This window comes from Pseudoalteromonas sp. CNAT2-18.1 (assembly GCF_022347865.1).
Classification (GTDB): Bacteria; Pseudomonadota; Gammaproteobacteria; order Enterobacterales; family Alteromonadaceae; genus Pseudoalteromonas; species Pseudoalteromonas ruthenica.
In genome coordinates, this window is the sequence record NZ_JAKRFR010000001.1 from 181,166 (window position 1) to 200,518 (window position 19,353).

General features: G+C 43.6%; 14 protein-coding genes. 8 read left to right on the plus strand and 6 right to left on the minus strand.

Annotated elements, in window-relative coordinates; all coding sequences use genetic code 11:
* Positions 1–19: 19 nt before the first annotated feature.
* From MHM94_RS00865 to MHM94_RS00875, 3 genes are all read left to right on the plus strand, one after another.
* Entirely contained in the window at positions 20–778 is a 759-nt protein-coding gene (locus MHM94_RS00865) for a transporter substrate-binding domain-containing protein (RefSeq protein WP_235418337.1), read from the plus strand.
* 181 nt (positions 779–959) lie between these two features.
* Positions 960–1,163, plus strand: coding sequence for a hypothetical protein (locus MHM94_RS00870; protein WP_045979997.1), 204 nt, complete (start codon positions 960–962; stop codon positions 1,161–1,163).
* A 71-nt stretch (positions 1,164–1,234) separates the two neighbouring features.
* A complete protein-coding gene (locus MHM94_RS00875; RefSeq protein ID WP_235418339.1) occupies positions 1,235–4,390 on the plus strand; it encodes an HD domain-containing phosphohydrolase in 3,156 nt (1,051 codons plus the stop codon).
* Positions 4,391–4,723: 333 nt separating this feature from the next.
* Here MHM94_RS00875 and MHM94_RS00880 read toward each other — a convergent pair whose 3' ends face one another.
* Positions 4,724–5,293, minus strand: a complete 570-nt coding sequence (locus MHM94_RS00880; RefSeq protein WP_022946885.1) for a YSC84-related protein — start codon at positions 5,291–5,293, stop codon at positions 4,724–4,726.
* A gap of 87 nt (positions 5,294–5,380) precedes the next feature.
* On the opposite strand from MHM94_RS00880, the gene MHM94_RS00885 reads away from it, so the two are divergent.
* Positions 5,381–6,592: a tyrosine-type recombinase/integrase gene (locus MHM94_RS00885; RefSeq protein ID WP_235418341.1), complete on the plus strand. Its 1,212-nt coding sequence runs from the start codon at positions 5,381–5,383 to the stop codon at positions 6,590–6,592.
* An 11-nt stretch (positions 6,593–6,603) separates the two neighbouring features.
* Positions 6,604–7,791: a cation:proton antiporter gene (locus tag MHM94_RS00890; protein ID WP_235418342.1), complete on the plus strand. Its 1,188-nt coding sequence runs from the start codon at positions 6,604–6,606 to the stop codon at positions 7,789–7,791.
* Here the strand turns inward: MHM94_RS00890 and MHM94_RS00895 are convergent.
* Positions 7,788–10,829, minus strand: coding sequence for an FAD-binding and (Fe-S)-binding domain-containing protein (locus MHM94_RS00895; RefSeq protein WP_235418343.1), 3,042 nt, complete (start codon positions 10,827–10,829; stop codon positions 7,788–7,790). The genes MHM94_RS00890 and MHM94_RS00895 overlap by 4 nt on opposite strands.
* Positions 10,830–10,980: 151 nt before the next feature.
* On the opposite strand from MHM94_RS00895, the gene MHM94_RS00900 reads away from it, so the two are divergent.
* The gene (locus MHM94_RS00900; RefSeq protein WP_022946889.1) at positions 10,981–11,193 is read left to right on the plus strand and encodes a PGPGW domain-containing protein; all 213 of its coding nucleotides are present in this window, start codon (positions 10,981–10,983) and stop codon (positions 11,191–11,193) included.
* Positions 11,194–11,231: 38 nt separating this feature from the next.
* Here the strand turns inward: MHM94_RS00900 and ppsA are convergent, their stop codons facing one another.
* Positions 11,232–13,607 (minus strand): phosphoenolpyruvate synthase, encoded by a 2,376-nt coding sequence (gene ppsA, locus MHM94_RS00905; RefSeq protein ID WP_235418344.1) that lies wholly within the window; start codon positions 13,605–13,607, stop codon positions 11,232–11,234.
* 144 nt (positions 13,608–13,751) lie between these two features.
* On the opposite strand from ppsA, the gene MHM94_RS00910 reads away from it, so the two are divergent.
* On the plus strand, positions 13,752–14,561 hold the full coding sequence (locus MHM94_RS00910; RefSeq protein ID WP_022946891.1) for a pyruvate, water dikinase regulatory protein: 810 nt from the start codon (positions 13,752–13,754) through the stop codon (positions 14,559–14,561).
* A gap of 27 nt (positions 14,562–14,588) precedes the next feature.
* On the opposite strand, the gene MHM94_RS00915 is transcribed toward MHM94_RS00910, so the two are convergent.
* Together MHM94_RS00915 and MHM94_RS00920 are read right to left on the minus strand one after the other, a co-directional pair.
* Entirely contained in the window at positions 14,589–15,938 is a 1,350-nt protein-coding gene (locus MHM94_RS00915; protein ID WP_053909445.1) for a 3-deoxy-7-phosphoheptulonate synthase class II, read from the minus strand.
* A gap of 163 nt (positions 15,939–16,101) precedes the next feature.
* Entirely contained in the window at positions 16,102–16,566 is a 465-nt protein-coding gene (locus MHM94_RS00920) for a low molecular weight protein-tyrosine-phosphatase (RefSeq protein ID WP_235418345.1), read from the minus strand.
* A gap of 208 nt (positions 16,567–16,774) precedes the next feature.
* Between MHM94_RS00920 and MHM94_RS00925 the strand changes: the two genes are divergently transcribed.
* Entirely contained in the window at positions 16,775–17,647 is an 873-nt protein-coding gene (locus tag MHM94_RS00925; RefSeq protein WP_045980015.1) for a DNA replication terminus site-binding protein, read from the plus strand.
* Between the two features lie 49 nt (positions 17,648–17,696).
* Here MHM94_RS00925 and MHM94_RS00930 read toward each other — a convergent pair whose 3' ends face one another.
* Positions 17,697–18,914: a replication protein A gene (locus MHM94_RS00930; protein WP_022946895.1), complete on the minus strand. Its 1,218-nt coding sequence runs from the start codon at positions 18,912–18,914 to the stop codon at positions 17,697–17,699.
* Positions 18,915–19,353: the final 439 nt, after the last annotated feature.

The following is a 19,353-nucleotide window of genomic DNA, read 5'->3' on the forward strand; positions in this document are numbered from 1 at the left end:
GTTGGTAGGAGTCTTGCCTGTGCGTTTTATTGTTGGCTTATTTGTCCTTGTTAGTGCGCTCAGTGTGTCTGCTCACGAGTTGAAGGGCAGCTTACCAGATCATTACCCTCCTTATAGTATCGTAGGTGATACCACCAAAGGCATTATTCCTGACCTATTAGTGGCGCTGAACTCGTTTAGTGATCATGCCTATAAAGCGCAGCCAAATACCTCACGGCGCTCATTAAAGTTGTTACACGAAGGGCAAATTCATTACCGCTTTGATTCCGAGCGCTGGGTTGCAAACGCCAGTCACTATTATTGGAGTGACGCGATAGTTGAAGTGAATGATGTGTTTGTTTATCCGGCAAGCGGCCCAGCAATCAATGATATAAAACAACTGCAAAGGTTAGCAAACGACCGCCAAAAGCCGTTGCGAATTGGAACCCGCTTCGACTACCACTATCCAACTTTAATGCCGCTGCTTAATAACGGCAACATGGTCCGTGATAACTTTTACTCTGAAATAAATATGCTAAAAGCCCTGGCAGACAAAGAGCATGGGCAACTCAGTGCTGTTGTAATTGCAGAGCATGTTTATGATTATCTGTTGAGGTCAAGACCTGAGCTGGTGGGTGAATTAGTTAAAAGTAACCGCCCCATAGACACAGCTCTTTACCAGTTTCAGTTTCCAAAAACTGATAACGGGCGTATCAATATGCTTTATACTAACCGCTTATTAGATAAGTTAAGGCGTAATGGCGAGTTGGAAAAAATAGTTAATAACTATACCCAGTAATAGGTTTATTTAAGCCACTGTTTAATAAGTTCAGCAATTGCCTTATGATGGTCCTGCGCATAGCAAGAGATAACTTTTTTTTGGCGCTTGCTCTGGTCCAATTTTGACTGCTTTTTTTGATGTAAGCGTGCGAAGGGACCTTGTTTTGATTTATCATTCATTGTTTTCTAACTACTGCCTAATGACTAAATTCAGCTATATTTTACCCGTGGTGTGTATGCTCTCCCTGAGTGCTTGTAAGGGCACCCAGCGTTATCATGAAACCCAATCTCAACGCTTAGACGAGTGTGCATATAAAAATGATGATGACTATTTTGCGTGCTTAGAGCAACAAAAACAGAACTATCAGCGGTTTCAACAACAGCGTCAACAAGAAAATAATTAAGCTAAATATTTCATAGTGTTGAAATACCTACCTATACTTTTAACTTCCGCTTTAAAAATATTTATGCTGGCATGGAAGTTAACAACAAGAAAAAGCGTTTTACAATACGCGTTACACTAATAACAACCTTCATATTTGCTTGTGCCTTCACGGCTATTGCGGCTATATCACTACACTATTACTTTAGTAGTAGTCTTGCAAAAAACGCAGCGGCAACGCAGTTTGAATTAATCGCCACTCAGGTTGCCAGCCAAGCGCGACGTCAAGAGCAGGCTGCGGTAAGCCTCGCCAATGTAATTAAGCTGCAAAATATTCGCGGTGCGAGATCCATTAGCGGCGAGCAACTAGCTCGCTTTAGTGCTTTATTAAGTGCTCAAGAAGAGGTGTTTTCATTATTTTACGGCTTTAGTAACGGCGATTACTTTGAAATATCTAATTTAGAGTCCACTCCCGGGATTAGGCGCGTGTGGGGTGCAGCACCTAACGACCGCTGGGTTGTTGTACAAATATATGGTCAGGGCGGCGATAGGAAAAGGTATACCCAATTTCTCGACTCCAAGCTTAACGTTCGAATACAAACTGAGGAGCCAACAGACTACGATGCTCGGCAAAGGCCGTGGTTTAAGAACGCATCACATCAAAGTGTAAATAAAATGCCCCCCTATATGTTTAGCTTTATAGGTCGCCCTGGCACGAGTTACGCGATTACCGGCAAAAATAACGTGGTAGCGGGGACCACCGTGCTGCTATCTTCTTTGTCTCGATACATGGACATACCTGATTATACCCTAACCGGCAATGGCTATTTATTTGATGACAATGGGGAAGTCAGTATAGAGCAACGTGTTGATGCGCCATCAGAACTCAACGTGACACCTATCACCTTAGACGATCGTCAGCGTGCTTATTTAGATAAAGTCGGTACTTTGCGAGTAGGGGTTATGGATGATTACCCTCCATTTGAGTACTCAGTGTCGGGGCAACCTCGGGGTTACAGTGTTGAGCATATTCGTTTATTGGCGAGGAAACTGGGGGTCGAGCTGCAATTTATCAATGGCTATCGGTTTCCGGAACTAGTGGAGCAGTTAAAGTCCGGCAAAATAGATATGTTACTTGGACTTATGAAAAACGAAGAGCGTGAGCAATTTTGTGTATTTGCAAATGGCCACTATGAAACAAGGATAATTGCCACCATGCGCGAGGGGGAGGCACAAGGGCAACAACGTTTAAGTGACTTTAAAGAGTTACGTATTGCCGCGCAAAAAGGCTACGCAGTGACAAAGTTTTTAAAAGCGCGTATGGGCAACGCCCACTTTATTGAATACAACGATACCCTCGATGCGCTGAAGGGTCTAAACAGAGGGGAAGTTGATGTTGTGTTCGATGATGAGGTGGTTATTAACTATATTCAAGCTTACTTCTATATTGAAGGGCTTGAAAAAGTAACCCAAATTAGTGAACTAAAATCACAAAGTGACTTCAACTTTCATCACACGGTAAGAAAGGATTTAGCGCCGCTGATGACGTTTATAAATCGGGCTATTAATGAACTAAAACCAAGTTTGAAAGTAGATCTAAAACAAAAGTGGTTAGACTTTGACAGCTCCAGACGGCGTGCAGAGCTTTCACAGTTGCCCTCTAAGCAGTTACTGGATATTGCCCAACAAGCACCTCTTCGCGATCGCATGCACGAAATAGAAATTGGTAACAAAACACATTATGCCTATATATCGCGTGTTGAGGGGCTCATTGGTTCTGGGAATCAGGAATACATCGCGCTCATAGTCAGCGAGGATGAGGCCTTGTCGCAACTGCAATGGCAAGTAAAAAAGGCCATGTTAGTAACCTTATTTGTGTTATTTATAGTACTGATCATTATCTCCCAAATGGCGCGTAATCTAGCCAACCCCATTCAACGCTTAATTGAAGAAAATCAGAAGATTGGCCAACGAGACTATGACCATGTTCATTATGTCGACTCTCACATAGAGGAAATTCACCAACTTTCATCGGCCATGGTTAATATGTCTGAATCAATATGTGACTTTGAGGCCGGACAAAAGGAATTGCTCGATGCATTTATTCAGCTTATTGCTCAAGCAATCGATGAAAAATCGCCATACACTGGGGGGCATTGTGCTCGCGTACCAGAACTGGCGATGATGTTGGCGCAAGAAGCGAACAATCAACAAAAGGGGCCATTTGCGCACTTTGGTTTTAATTCCAAAGAGCAATGGCGTGAATTTGAAGTCGCTGCGTGGTTACACGATTGCGGAAAAATTACGACGCCGGAGCATATTGTTGATAAAGGCTCTAAGTTAGAGTGTATATATAATCGGATTCACGAAATACGTATGCGCTTTGAAGTATTATACCGAGATGCTCGTATCGATTATCTTGAAGCCGTAAATAGAGAGCCTGAAGAGCAATTAAGGTTTTATGCAACGCTTCAACAGCGGCAAAAGGAACTAAAGGAAGATTTTGCTTTTGTTGCCAAATGCAATGTCGGTGGGGAAATGATGTCTGAACAAGACCGCAGTAGATTGGAGTCGATAGCTGAGCAAACATGGTACCGAAATTTCGATGATTGCCTTGGGTTATCCCCGGCCGAACAGCGTCGGATGAAAGATTTTGAGCATACCACTGAAGGTGAAGAGTATTTACTTGCGGATAAAAATCGCCATATATTTGCACGTAATGAAAGGGAATTTAGCCGCAATTCAGGTTTTGGTTTTAATATGGAACCAACTGAAAATAAACAAAACCTTGGCGAGTTATATAACTTGAAAATAGGTCGGGGTACTTTAACGAATGAAGATAGGTATATTATTAATGAGCATATTATTACGACCATTCGCATGTTAGAAACTCTGCCGTTACCAGAGGATTTACAGCGTGTACCCGAATACGCTGGTGGGCATCATGAAAAGTTGGATGGCGGAGGATATCCACGAGGGTTGATTGCTGAGCAAATGTCAGTGCCTGCGCGGATTATGGCCATTGCAGATATTTTCGAAGCGCTGACTGCAAATGACCGACCATATAAGGAAGCAAAAACGTTATCCCAGTCACTGAAAATTATGAAATTTATGGCGCAAGATAGGCATATAGATAAAGATCTATTTGCTTTATTCTTAACGAGCGGCACTTACATGGATTACGCAAGGCAACATCTTAACGATTCGCAGATTGATGACGTTGATATCAAAGATTACATAATCGGGTAGTCGTCATTTTGCAATTTGTTGTCTGAAGATAGCAAGAACCAAAACATTTACAGAAGTACACACTGTATGGTAAAGATTCCGCTAGCGCAACACGAAAGCCGTTGACAGACTTGCGATCAAACTTTGCGCGAGGTAGTGAGCTTCTTATATTCGTGTTAATAGGTTTATAGAGAAATCACATCCTATAATTTATGTTATGTTAAATACCCTGTTTTAGTGAAGTTCCTTAAGATAGACCCTGTTTATTTAAAGAGGAAGAGCTGTTATTTGAGGGGCGTTTTCATAATTCGAAGGCGAATGGCTCACTGTTCCGTGAGCCGAAAGGACTTGATTTTAATTTAACTCGTCATCTTTCCAAAACTTGGTTCCTTTTAGAACTGCTTGCAGAGCTAACCCTGTTTCAGTCATGGAATAAATAGTCACATCGCCAACTTGGGCTTCAGCGGCAACGGCTCCACCTTCAGTTTTATGCTTTGCAGCAGCATCGGCGTTACCACCAAATGCCCAACCATTCTTAATGAAATAATTGAGTGCATCTTCGGTATGAAACACCATCACCACATTAAAATCTTTAACTCCTAAGCCTAACCCTAGCCCAGCTTCACCCATTTTCATATAGGTCCATTCGCCGGTGCGATTATTTTTTGCAACACCATAGCCACCGCCAAAACTTGCAAAGATTACGTTCACATTGGCATTATCAAATACGGCGTAACCTGCTGCAGAGGTTAGTTGATTACGAACATCCGGCTTCTGGTCATAAAGGCGATTAAGAGTATCACTGCGCATATCTTGAACTACTTGTCGTTTCTGCGCTGGCGTGCCAGTGCTTGCACATCCAGTCAGCACCGCGAACAAAGTGAAAATAAAAGAATACGTTAGCACCGATTTCGATAGTTTCATTTAGAACCCCTTCTTTATGTCCAATACTAGACAGTATCGGACTTTATGGTAAGCTATGCCTTATATTATTGTAGTCCAGTTGTCAGTATGCCTACGCCACTAGTCGATACCTTTAAACAACTTCGCTATCAAATAGCGCATCTTGAAGATGATACGTTGCACAGCGAATACCCTGAACTTGCTGCATTTATAGCTCAACAAAGCTTAAACGTCGCTGAAGTTAAACAAGACTTGCTATTTATCTACCGATTTTTATACGTATACGGTCGAAAGTCAGATGCCACTTTTACACGGTTTCGTAATGAGATAGAACGTTTTGCTTTGTGGACTTGGTTTAATAAAACATGTTCTTTGTTTTCTTTGAAACGAGAAGATATTGAGCACTACATTGATTTTGTTGTTGAACCAGATAAAGCCTGGTGTTCCGACTCGGTGCAATGGCGCTTTAAACAGCATCAAGGTTTACGTAAAGCCAACGAAAAATGGCGACCGTTTATAGCACGCGAGACAAAGCCATCGCAACAAAGTTTAAATGCGACTTTTACAGCACTTAATGTATTTTATAAGTTCGCTATTTTAGAAGAGCAAGCATTCGCGAACTTTGTCCCGGTAGTTAAAAAGAACTGCCCCTATTTAGTTGTTCAGTCGCAAATCAATCAACCGGATACTCTCAGTGATTTGCAGTGGGAATATGTACTGCGTGTAACCGAAGAGCAATGTCAGGAAGACCCTGATCTAGAACGTAACCTTTTTACTTTAGCCTGTTTGAAAGGCCTGTATTTAAGGATATCTGAGTTGTCTGAGCGTACTAATTGGTCTCCTGTCATGTCGCATTTTTGGCAAGACGCTGATGGCTTTTGGTTTTTGCGTGTTATGGGCAAAGGTAACAAACTCCGTGATGTTACGTTAAGCCAAGATTTTATTGCGTATTTAAAACGCTACCGTTTGTATAGGGGGTTAAGTGCCCTGCCCCGTGTTGATGAGCCCTACCCACTTATTCACAAAATACGGGGGAAAGGCGGAATGACGGTTAGACAAATTCGCCGCCTTGTTGCGCAAAGTTTTGAATTGGCCAGCTCAGCGCTGGTAGCCGATGGCTTCACTGAAGAAGCGGAAAAGCTACAAGCAGCAACTGCTCATTGGCTGCGTCATACGGGGGCAACTCACGATGCTGCTTCAAGGCCGCTCAAGCACCTGTCCGAAGATTTAGGTCATGCAAAAATTGCGACCACGGATCAAATTTATATTCAAACGAATATAAAAGAGCGCGCTAAATCGGGTGTTAAACGTAAACTTTAGGAACTGCATTTATGGAATATCAATTGGCAGCTGCCCTGGGCTTAGCATTTTTTATTTACTCAGTTTCCTTTCGTAGATTGGCTCGGGCTGAATTAACTGGCCCGATGTATTTTGTTATTGTCGGTGCCGCGCTTGCCTGGGCATTTAGCGATGCAATGAAAGTGGATCAGCCATTGAGCGCGCTGTTACCACTAGTTGAATTGACACTTGCGGTATTTCTGTTTACTGATGCAGCCAAGACGCGTATTAATGTACTAAAGTCGCAATTCAAGTATCCTTTAGTGCTTTTGTTCGTCGCTTTACCGATAACGTTTTTTGCTACGTTTGCTTTGGGGTATTTACTTTTTCCGCACATGCACATTATTGCCTTAGCACTATTGGCCATCATCTTAACACCTACAGACGCTGCGCTTAGTAAAGGCTTGCTCGAATCGCAAAGTGTTCCAGAAAAAATACGTGAATCGATCAATGTGGAAAGCGGTCTTAACGATGGGATGTGCGTTCCTATATTTTTATTCTTGTTTCTTTCTTGGCAGCATGGTGAGTTTCAAGGTGCGGCGACGATGCTTACATTTCTCATTGAAGAAATAGGTATCGCACTCATTGTTGGTGTCAGTGTTACCTATGGGGCATTAAAGCTTACTCAGCTAAGCGCTACTCGCCATTACTTTGAGAAATCATCGAGTCCATTTTTAGTTTTGTCGGTCGCTGTTAGTGTGTTCACCCTCGCCCAACTCCTTGGCGGCAGTGGCTTTGTTGCGGCATTTGTAGGTGGTTTGGTTTTTGATAAATTTTATCGTGCCGACGATGATGAAAAACTAATAGAAGACAGTGAGCATATCGCAGACTTCTTTGCCTATCTTATCTGGTGTTTATTCGGTGCATATGCGTTCATACAACTTCAAACAATAGATCTAAATATTTATAAAGTATTATTTGCATTCTTAGCTGCAACCTTAGTACGTGTGGCCCCGGTGATGTTGAGCTTAATTCCTTTTAACAAACTGTCATTAAAAGAAAAATTTACGCTTGCTTGGTTTGGTCCAAGGGGGTTGGCATCCATTGTATTTACGCTAATGGTGTTAGAGTCTACTGAAAATGGCTTAGCCGAGTTAGCGACACTCACCATTTTGATGAGTGTCTTCATTCATGGGATCACCACTCGCCCGATTGCTAATTCCTATAAAAATAGAAATTAACTAAGCACATTCGCTAGCACCTCTATTGGGTGCTTGGGCTTAAATTGCGCGTACCGTTTTACTTGGCTACGGCATGAGAATCCCGTTGCTAATAACCGCGAAGGATCAGTGTGCTGAACGGGTTGTTGCCAACTCAATTCATATAAAGTACGGCTGTTCTCTTGGTTTTGTACTTCATGGCCGTAGGTCCCTGCCATGCCACAACACCCTGTTGCCTGAGGTTTAAGTAGTAAGCCAACACGAGAAAATATCCCCTGCCAAACATTGGCGCTGTGTGGAAGAGAAGTTGTTTCACTGCAATGACTGAGCAAAGTATAAGCAGGTGTTGGTTCGAATACTGCCTGTTTAAACGGTTGATCTTCCAGCCATTCATGGGCTACGAGGACTTCAAAATCACCTCGGTTGTCACCCAAGATAGTGGCATATTCATCGCGGTAACATAACACAAGGGAGGCATCGAGCCCGACCATTGGGATACCGAGTTCACTGACCTGATTTAAAAAGTCGGCTGAGGTTTTAGCGGTTTTCGCGAATTTGGCTAAAAAACCTTTTACGTGTTGCGGTTTACCATTAGGCTTGAACGGCAACAAAATCGGCTGTTTGCCTAAAGCTTGTGCCACTTTAACAAAACTTTCAACAAGTTCTGCTTCATAAAAGCTTGTGAATGGGTCTTGCACTATCAACACATAGTCGCGTTTTTGCTGCGCATCTAAGGAATTAAGGTATTGTAAATCAAACTTGCGCAACTGTTGCGTACGTTTAGCTAAATTTGGGTGACTTGGTGTAGGCGTATTTACATAACCTAAAGTCGCTTTAATCGCTTTTTGAACAAGGTTCGATTGCATAACAGGGGCTGTTACGCTCGAGAATTTAGCCAATAGTGGCGCAGTTTGCTCAATACTTGCTACTAAATAATCTTTTGCTGGCCGGTTATACAGGCTGTAGTAATAATTTAAAAAGCGCGCGCGGAATGTAGGCACATCGACTTTGATCGGGCAGGCAGTTGTACACGCTTTACATGCTAAACACTCATCCATTGACTGCTTCACTTCATGGGAAAAGTCATATTCGCCACTGCGCTTTGCTTTAGAATTTAAAAAGCGTTCCCACCATGTGGGCCCTTCTTTTTTAGATATGGCTTTTTCTTCTTGCAATAAGTCAACGCCCTGCTCGCTTTGTAACCTTAACCACTCACGCATTAATCCTGCGCGACCTTTTGGCGAAAAGCGTCGATCACCTGTAGCCTTATAAGATGGGCACATCGGTGAGGTTGCATCATAATTAAAGCATAAACCGTTACCGTTACAGTTCATGCTGGTATCAAAACTATCACGCACCGCGACATCAATTTGTCTATCAAACCAACCGCGCTTTTTGTCATCCACACTCACTAATTGATCATTTGACTCAAGGGGCGTACAAATTTTCCCTGGGTTCATTTTATTGTGAGGGTCGAATGCGGCTTTGATACGTCGTAACTCATTAAATAGCTGTTCACCAAAAAATTCGGGGCCATATTCACTGCGATAGCCTTTACCGTGTTCTCCCCACATCAATCCACCATACTTAGCGGTTAATGCAACGACTTGGTCTGAAATCGTGCGCAATGTTTTTTCTTGTTCAGGGTCACACATATCTAACGCGGGTCGAACATGTAAAACACCGGCATCGACATGACCAAACATGCCGTAGTGTAAATTGTGGCTATCAAGTAATGCTCTAAATTCAGCGATAAAATCAGCTAAGTTTTCTGGCGGTACGGCGGTATCTTCAGCAAAGGCTAATGGCTTTTGCTTGCCTTTGGTGTTGCCTAACAAGCCGACCGATTTTTTACGCATCGCGTAAATTTTCTGAATCTCCGAGACATCATCTGTGAGCTGATAGCCGATAACGCCAGCGTCTTTGTTGGCAATTAATTTATCGAGCTTAGCGCATAAGGCGTCTATTTTATCGCGCATATCTTCTTTGCGTTCGGCATTAAACTCGACCATGTTCAGCCCTTGCATGTCTTGGCCGGGTACATCTGTAATTAAGTCCGATACTGAATGCCAAATAATGTCTTCACGCGCTAAGTTAAGCACTTTGCTGTCGACCGTCTCTACGGACGTCGCTTCGGCATCTACCAAAAATGGGGAGTTGCGCAGTGCTGAGTCAAAACTATCGTATTTAATATTAATCAGCGTTTTGAACTTAGCGATGGGAGTAATAGTGAGTTTTGCTTCACTGACAATTGCCAATGAACCTTCTGAGCCGGTGATCAACCGACCGAGGTCAAACTCAGACATGTCATCGCTGAGCACATGTTCAAGATCGTATCCGGTTAAAAAGCGGTTGAGTCGTGGGAATTTTTTAAGGATTTGCTCGCGCTTGCTAACGCTCACATCAAGGGCCGTTTTATATAGCTTGCCAACAGAGGTGTCTTGCTCGGCAATCAACTCGGCCTTTTCGCGACTAATACGCTGTGTTTCCAGCTCGCTGCCATCGGCCAAAAAAGCCTTTATTGCTAAAGTATGGTCAGAGGTTTTACCGTAGACTAAGCTGCCCTGCCCTGACGCATCAGTATTGATCATTCCACCTATAGTGGCGCGATTACTGGTCGATAAATCTGGCGCAAAAAAGTATCCATAAGGACGCAAAAAGTCATTAAGTTGGTCTTTAATGACGCCGGCTTGCACCCGTACCCACCCTTCTTGTTCATTGATTTCGATTATCTGCTGCATATGACGAGATAAATCGATAACGATGCCTGGTGTTAACGACTGACCATTCGTGCCAGTGCCACCGCCGCGCGGGCCAAAAGTAAGTTCAAGAAACGGATCATGCGAGGCAATATCGAGGGCTAGTTGAATGTCTTTGTTTGTTTTGGGAAAGATCACGCCTTGCGGTATTTGCTGATACACGCTGTTGTCGGTTGCAGCAAGCAATCGCGTGCCATAAGTGGCATCGACTTCACCACTGAAGCCTTCTTTTTTTATAGTTTTTAGATAATGCAGTACCAGCTCGGAACTGACTTGCTCTACAGTTAACTTTGCTATCATGCTGGAATTGTTCTTGGTGACGGACGCGCACATTATACCATGATGCGACCAGTTCTAAATTGAAGAATGTACAGATTGTTACAAATTGGAATGCCTGTTCATACGCTTTCCTGCTAAGGTAAGATCAATACTTTATATTTAGGAAAAACAGATGAAAAAGGTGATAATGAACTTAGCTGCCGCGCTCTGTTTTGTACTGGGGATAGTGTTTGCTGTGGTACCAGGGCCGTCAGTCATTTTCTTCTTAATAGGCTTAACGCTACTTGCAGTACATTACCCAGGGGCTCGAAAATATTTACGTTATTGCCAAAGTACCCTGAGCAAAGGGTGTCAGCTATTAGATAGAAAACTAGCGAAGCGATAACAATAAAGGGCGAGAAACTCGCCCTTTATCTTGTCAGATTAGCCTTTAAGCTTCTCTGCTAGGTATAGCCAGGTTTCTAGCACCGTATCCGGGTTTAACGATACAGAGTCGATACCCTCTTGCACTAGCCATGCGGCAAAGTCTTCATGATCTGAAGGGCCTTGACCACAAATACCCACATATTTGCCTTTTGCTTTGGCTGTTTTTATCGCCATAGAAAGTAGCTTTTTAACAGCTGGGTCACGTTCATCGAACAAGTGCGCGATTAAACCTGAATCTCTATCAAGGCCGAGGCTGAGTTGGGTTAGGTCATTAGAACCAATTGAAAAACCATCAAAGTGCTCTAAGAATTCTTCAGCTAGCAGAGCATTTGAAGGTAATTCACACATCATAATTACTTTGAGGCCGTTATCACCGCGTTTTAAGCCGTGCTCCTCCAGTAATTCGATAACGCGTTTGCCCTCGTCCACCGTGCGAACAAAAGGAATCATGATCTCAACATTGGTTAACCCCATGTCGTTACGAACACGCTTGATTGCTTCACACTCAAGAGCGAAGCAGTCGCGGAAATCTTCACTCACGTAACGTGAAGCACCACGGAAACCAATCATTGGGTTTTCTTCGTCTGGCTCGTATTGCTGACCGCCAACTAGGTTTGCATATTCGTTAGACTTAAAGTCAGACATACGAACGATGACGCGTTGTGGTGCAAAAGCACAACCCAAGGTAGCGATACCCTCTACTAGTTTAGCGATGTAAAACTCGCGAGGAGATTCATAACCAGCAATGATATCGTTAATTTCAGCCTGCAATTCGCTAGATTGAGCATCAAAATTCAACAGCGCTTTAGGGTGAACACCGATCATGCGATTAATAATAAACTCTAAGCGTGCGAGACCGACGCCAGCGTGAGGTAAACGGGCAAAATCAAACGCACGGTCTGGATTACCCACGTTCATCATTATCTTCATTGGCAATTCAGGCATCTCGTCTACCCGAGATGTGAGTACATCATACTCAAGTTGACCTTGATAGATATAACCTGTATCGCCTTCAGCACATGATACCGTTACTTCTTGGTTTGCCGTAATAAGATCTGTGGCGTTACCACAGCCTACTACTGCCGGGATACCAAGTTCACGCGCTATGATGGCTGCGTGACAAGTACGCCCACCTCGGTTGGTAACGATAGCCGCAGCCCGCTTCATGATAGGTTCCCAATCAGGGTCTGTCATATCGGTGACAAGAATATCGCCTTGCTGCACTTTGTCCATTTCATCAATTGAATTGAGAACACGTACTACCCCGGCGCCAATTTTATGGCCAATTGCACGTCCTTCAGCGATCACCGGCGCTTGGCCTTTTAATTGGAAGCGCTCCATGACATTTGCATCTTCATTTGAGCGCACGGTTTCTGGACGAGCTTGAACAATGTATAGCTTCCCGTCGTTGCCGTCTTTCGCCCATTCAATATCCATAGGACGACCGTAATGCTTCTCGATGATGACAGCCTGCTTGGCAAGTTCCATCACTTCATCATCAGTGATTGAGAAGGTGTTCGATAATGCCGGGTCGATATCAACGATTTCTACTTGCTTGCCATGGCTTTCATCGCTTGAGTACACCATCTGGATAGCTTTTGAGCCGATATTACGGCGCACGACCGCAGGCTTACCATTGGCTAAGGTTGGCTTATGAACATAAAACTCATCTGGATTTACCGCGCCTTGTACGACCATTTCGCCCAAGCCATAACTTGAAGTCACGAACACCACATCTTCAAAGCCTGATTCGGTATCAATGCTGAACATAACGCCGGACGCTGCTTTATCTGAGCGCACCATACGTTGAATACCGGCCGATAATGCCACGCCTTTGTGGTCGTAGCCCTGGTGCACGCGGTATGAAATAGCACGGTCGTTAAATAAAGAAGCGAATACGTGTTTGATAGCGGTCATTACTGAATCGATGCCGCGCACGTTAAGGAAAGTTTCTTGCTGGCCCGCGAAGGAGGCGTCGGGCATGTCTTCTGCAGTGGCTGATGAGCGAACTGCGAATGATACGTCTTGAGCTGGGTCACCGTGTAATTGCCCGTAAGCGTCACGGATAGCTTGGTCCAAGGAGGCTTGGAAAGGGGTGTCGATAATCCACTGACGGATTTCGGCGCCAACTTTGGCTAATTCATTTACATCTTCAACGTCTAGTTTGTCTAGTGCGTCGTGGATGCGAGCATTCAATCCAGATTGCTCAAGAAACTCGTTAAATGCTGATGCGGTTGTTGCGAAACCGCCAGGCACTTGCACGCCCGCGTTCGCCAGGTTGGAAATCATCTCACCAAGTGAGGCGTTTTTGCCTCCAACCCTTGGCACATCTTGCATACCAAGCTCTTGATACCAGAGAACGTATTCTTGCACGGAACTTTCTCCAAAAAACAAATTGTAAGTTTGGCCGCAAACGCGACCTTTTAAATGAGGCGCTAACATTCTACACTGGCAACCACTGATGCGTAAACCGTGTACCGGCGGTTTATACCAAGATACTAATAAAAAAGGACTCTCATGCGTAGCGCGTTTTATATATCCGATGGCACCGCTATAACCGCTGAAACGTTCGGCCATGCCACGTTATCGCTATTTCCTGTAGAATTTAAACACATCACCATTCCGTTTGTTGAAACCGTCGAAAAAGCGCGGGAAGTAAAATCTCAGCTCGAACAAGCGGCCAGTTTCAGCCATGAAAAACCTATAGTGTTTTTGACGTTTGTTAACCCAGAACTCAGTGAAATTATTCAATCGAGTAATGCCATTTGCTATGACTTTATTTCCACGTTCAGTGCGCAAATTCAGAGGGAGCTCAATGTTGAGCCCGTGCCCAAAGTGCATCGCACGCACAGTATTCACGAGCAATCTTATGACTATCGTATTGCCGCAGTTAATTATGCATTGGCAAATGATGACGGTGCGAACATAAAAGATTATGACCAGGCTGATGTGGTGCTTGTGGGCGTAAGCCGCAGTGGTAAGACACCAACAAGCCTCTATTTAGCGTTGCAGTACGGCATTAAGGCAGCGAATTACCCTTTCACTCCAGATGACTTAGAATCTGGGGAGCTGCCGCGATGTTTGCAGCCGTATAAGGATAAGCTGTTTGGATTAACCATTGAGCCGCAACGCCTAGCGGCTATACGTAATGAGCGTATGGCGAACTCTCGTTACGCATCATTGCGACAATGTCGGATTGAAATCCGCGAAGTAGAAATGCTCTATAAGCGTTTTAAAATTCCTCACTTCAATTCTACTCATCATTCAGTGGAGGAAATCTCTGCAAAGATAATGGCAGAATCTGGCCTACAACGTCGTAAATATTAAAAAAGCGCCACGTTGACGCTTTTCATTTTACTTACGGGCATCCTTTAATAAGTCTGCCACTAAGAAGCCAAGCTCGAGGACCTGGTCGGCATTAAGGCGAGGGTCGCATTGGGTGCGATAACGCTGCGCTAGATCTGCATCAGACAACCCATATGCACCACCTGTGCACTCGGTCACGTGCTGGCCGGTCATTTCTAAATGAACACCGCCGGCATAAGACCCTTCTGCTTTGTGAACAGCAAAAAACTGACTGATCTCGCGCAGAATATTGTCAAAGCTTCGAGTTTTATAACCGGAGCTGGCCTTTTCCGTGTTGCCATGCATCGGGTCTGAACTCCAGATAACCTTGCGCCCTTCTTGCTGAACTTTACGCACCAAAGCGGGCAATTTTTCTGGAAGCACGTCAGCGCCCATGCGTGTGATAAGCGTTAACCTACCAGGAATATTTTCCGGGTTTACGGCGTCAATCAAGCGAATGAGCTCGTCTGGGTCCATGCCTGGGCCGACCTTCACGCCAATCGGGTTTTTAATGCCACGGAAAAATTCAATGTGGGCATGATCTAACTGGCGTGTGCGCTCGCCAATCCATACGAAATGCGCCGAGCAATCATACCAGTCACCACTGAGGTGGTCACGGCGGGTCAGCGCTTGCTCATAGCCTAATAGCAGCGCTTCATGAGACGTGTACAAAGCTGTTTCTGTGAGTGATGGAGCATTGGTGGAGTTGATACCACAGACTTCCATAAACTCTAACGCATCCTGGATTCTGTCAGCCAGCTGTTGGTATTTATCCTTCAACGGGTTAGCAGCGACAAAGCTCATGTTCCAGCGGTTTACCTGGTGTAAATCAGCTAGACCACCTTGAGCGAAAGCACGTAATAAGTTCAAGGTCGCGGCGCTGTGGTGGTATGCCTTCATTAACCGCTGTGGATCTGGTACTCGAGCTTGCTCGGTGAACTCGTAGCTATTAATAATGTCGCCACGGTACGAAGGCAGCGATGTACCGTCTTTAGTTTCGATGTCTGCTGAGCGCGGTTTAGCGAACTGCCCCGCCATACGAGCAATTTTGACGACCGGACACTTGCCACCATAGGTTAGCACCACTGCCATTTGCAGCAAGGTTTTAAATGTATCGCGTATATTGGCTGCGTTAAAATCGTTAAATGATTCGGCGCAGTCTCCGCCTTGTAACAAAAACGCTCGGCCTTCGCATACATCTTCTAGCTGCTTGAACAAACTTCTCGTTTCTTCAGCAAACACTAATGGCGGAGCATTATTTAATTCGCTCTCAACTTTTCCCAGTTGGGCTTCATCTGGGTAAGTGGGTTGTTGGACGATTGGTAAATCTCTCCAACTATTGGGACTCCAAGGTTTCACTTTTTATCTTTCCTCATTCCTATTGTTACCTCCCCTCGAAAGTACCGAATGGCGGGCGCTGACGCAAGGGGTAAAGGCGCTGTTCGTTAAATAAATTACAAGAATTAGAAAAATGGCATAATGAACACATCATACATAATGTGCTTATTTGTTTACCTCATCATCAATGGGTTTTTGAAATATCTTCTAACAAATGGGTAATTGCGACTTCACATAGATGGAAAACCTGAGCAAATCCCTCATCTTCACCATAATATGGATCTAGAACATCCTCAAAAGGACAGTTCGGGTAGTACCACAGCAACTTTTCAACCTTAGCTGTAGCATCAGCTGGTCTTAGAGCAAGCGCGTTTTCATAATTACTTTGGTCCATCACCAGTATTAGGTCTTGCTCATAAAAGTCTGCCTTTTGCAGCTGTTGTGCCCTAAGAACGCTTAGGTCTACGCCCTTGGATAAAGCATATTCAGTTGCCCTTTTATCAGGGGGTGAACCCACATGGTAGCTTGCGGTCCCCGAGCTGGTTACGGTTATCTGATTTAGCTGTGAATCTCGAATTAATTTAATAGCAATACCGTGGGCGGTTGGCGAGCGACATATATTCCCTAAGCATACAAACATGATTTTCATTAGTTACTCCTTTGGATGTGATTCATTCATTTTATTTAGCCACAGTGGTTAATGTAATTCAATTTGTGAACACATCATACATTTTATACTAAGATATATATCTTTGCATCGGTGTCTACTGTAATAATAAGTTTATCAAAGGGCATTTGCTTTAAGTGATCTATCAGGTATCCTTCATAGTATGATGTGTTCGTTATAGTTTTGACTTATGAGTTCAGTAAAAACACAGCTTAGAGCAATATTCGATTTAACAGGTGATTATTTACAAGCGCTTACCGAAACGGTTAAAAAGCAGCCCATACACCATAGTCGATATTTTGAATTACCCGCACCGACTACGGATGACGAACGTCAAGCGTTGAGCTCTATTCCAGTAACCGCTCATGATGGCCAACAAGCATTGTTACGCATCTGCAATTCCTACACTGACTTTTATAAACAACAAGGTTTAAGTAGCAAAATGGCGCGCCGCCATCCAGGGTTAATTGTTTTAGCTAAACAGAGTGAGTCTGAGCTGATTCCATATATAGACAAGATAAATGAGCTAAAAATGGAATTTAAAAAGTTAGTGCTTACTTACGATAACAATGACGCCCGCTTTGATGCAGTTCATAGCGCAGTGCCAGGGCTACAAACGTTGTCGTTTTATCGACGTATACATTACGAAGGCAATTCCCCTTCTTCCGTGCGTTTTACTTGGATGAAAAAGCATTCCACCAAGTCTCTATCACGTAAGTTAGCACTTACTATGTTAGAGCGTAGCAGTGCTTACTCAAACCCGAGGATGATAGACCAAACTCAGTGGCAACGTTTGGTGGAACAGGAGAAAGCAAAAGTGGCCAGCCTCAGTCATAACGAAAAGTTACGTATTCGTCGGCCTATTCGAGTGACACCTGAGGTAAATGTAAGATTCAGTGACGCACGTCGATATCATGTCAGCGGTGCACTACCGTTTATTGTCTTTGATGACAACCCGGATTTGAAACTAGGCGAATTAACTTCATACACACTAAAAGAGGATCCTAGAAAAAGAGAGTATGAGTACCTAGTTGAGCGTCTTTACTTGGCAAAGGGTGAGTAAACACTCACTCACCCTTATTTTTGAGGGGGATGGTGGTTGGCGCCTGAATTTACTTTTCGACGATTTCCTCTAAGCGTTCTTCGTCAATAACTTCGGCATTTTCAACAATTCGTTTTCCACCTTGGATTTCAATGCGCTTATGTTGTTTATTCAGGGTCAGTATTTCTTCACAGAACTCATCTGAAGGATGCATTTCATACACGTAGTCAATTATCTTGCCGGTGTTGTCATCTTTAACATTGGAAATGCTGTAATCTGATATTGCCCCCTTATCGATGAGATCTTTCATAGTTGTCGTCATATCTCTGCGCAGGGCTTTGAGTTTATTGTCGGTAATTTCATCGTCGGCATAAATCGAGCCGTACTTCTCCATGATTGAAATTAAGCGAAAGTGATAAGTTTTTCCTGGCGCAGCGTAACGCCACAAATGATACAAACGCAACATCATCCATCGAGACAGACCGCGCTTTAATTCTTGAGCTCGGTTAAAGTAGTAACCCTTATACTCCAAGTTATCAATCATGTTATGCACGAATGCATTCAAACATGCCACGCACTTAACATTACCGCCCTGCCCTTTCTTACCGCTGAAATGCAGCGAAGAAAGAAAATTCATATTGGACTCGTAAAATGAATCATCAATATGAGAGTTGCGTGTATCGGTTGCCGAATATTTAAAAGATAACTTCGAGCCTTGTAACGCTTCAAGTGATTCTTTGATTTGTGGATATGGCATTGACTGACCAACAGCTTTTAACTCTTGAGCCAATTCATTCATGGAAAAGATCACCGCATATTGAATGCCAGACTTGAAGTTAATCTTTACTATTTTACCTTTCGACGCCAATCTTATTAATGCGCGTTCAACTTTTTCTTCTCTGTCAGAAGGCCATACTAAACATTCTACTTCTTCACCATCTTGTCGGGTACTAACAACAGCAGGGGTAATTTTTATTTCCCCTTCATAAAGGATACCGTCTAGTTTTTCAGATATTCTCCGAGTAATAATGGTTTTCTTGGGAGCTTCTTCTAAAGGAAGCTTCTTATGGCCTGAACGAACAAAGCGTCCCCACAAGTCGTAATGGTTAAATGTATTAGAATATGCTCTTAATCCGTGAGCCGCAGAACTTTCAATAGAAATGCGAACATCTTTGTTGTCCGTAAAAAGGGCTAAATTTTCATTATCGGTTGCGCTCTCGACGCCATTAATTTGGCCTCTTAATGAATCAGGCAAGTTTTCAACCGAGATATTGACCTTCCGGCTCATTGTTATTTTCCGTTTATTCGGTGCTATCAGCAATATCAACACATAATGCTGCAAAAGTTAATCGTCTATGTTAGTAAAAAACTGATCCAACTTGAAGTTAGTTACCTGAGATCAGTTTTTTACTAACAGCCTCTTTCTGTAGGCATACTTTCTCTGTTTCAGATCACAATTTTACTAGCTCAGCGCTGTTAGATCGAATTTTTACTAACTAAATTTAGGTTTTCGCTCTTGGACCGCCGTTTATGGTACAAAAAAACAGCAAAAATCGCTTCTTCATCAACGCACTGTGTATAACTAAGTTTTCGCTTAGTATGGATCTGATCTGTAGCAAGTAAAGATCCGATCTTTTAGGACTGACAAGGCTTAGAACCACTGTTCATTGTGCATAAGCTCCGTATTAGAGATAGTAAAATAATGATCTCACGGGCGCTTTTTGTGG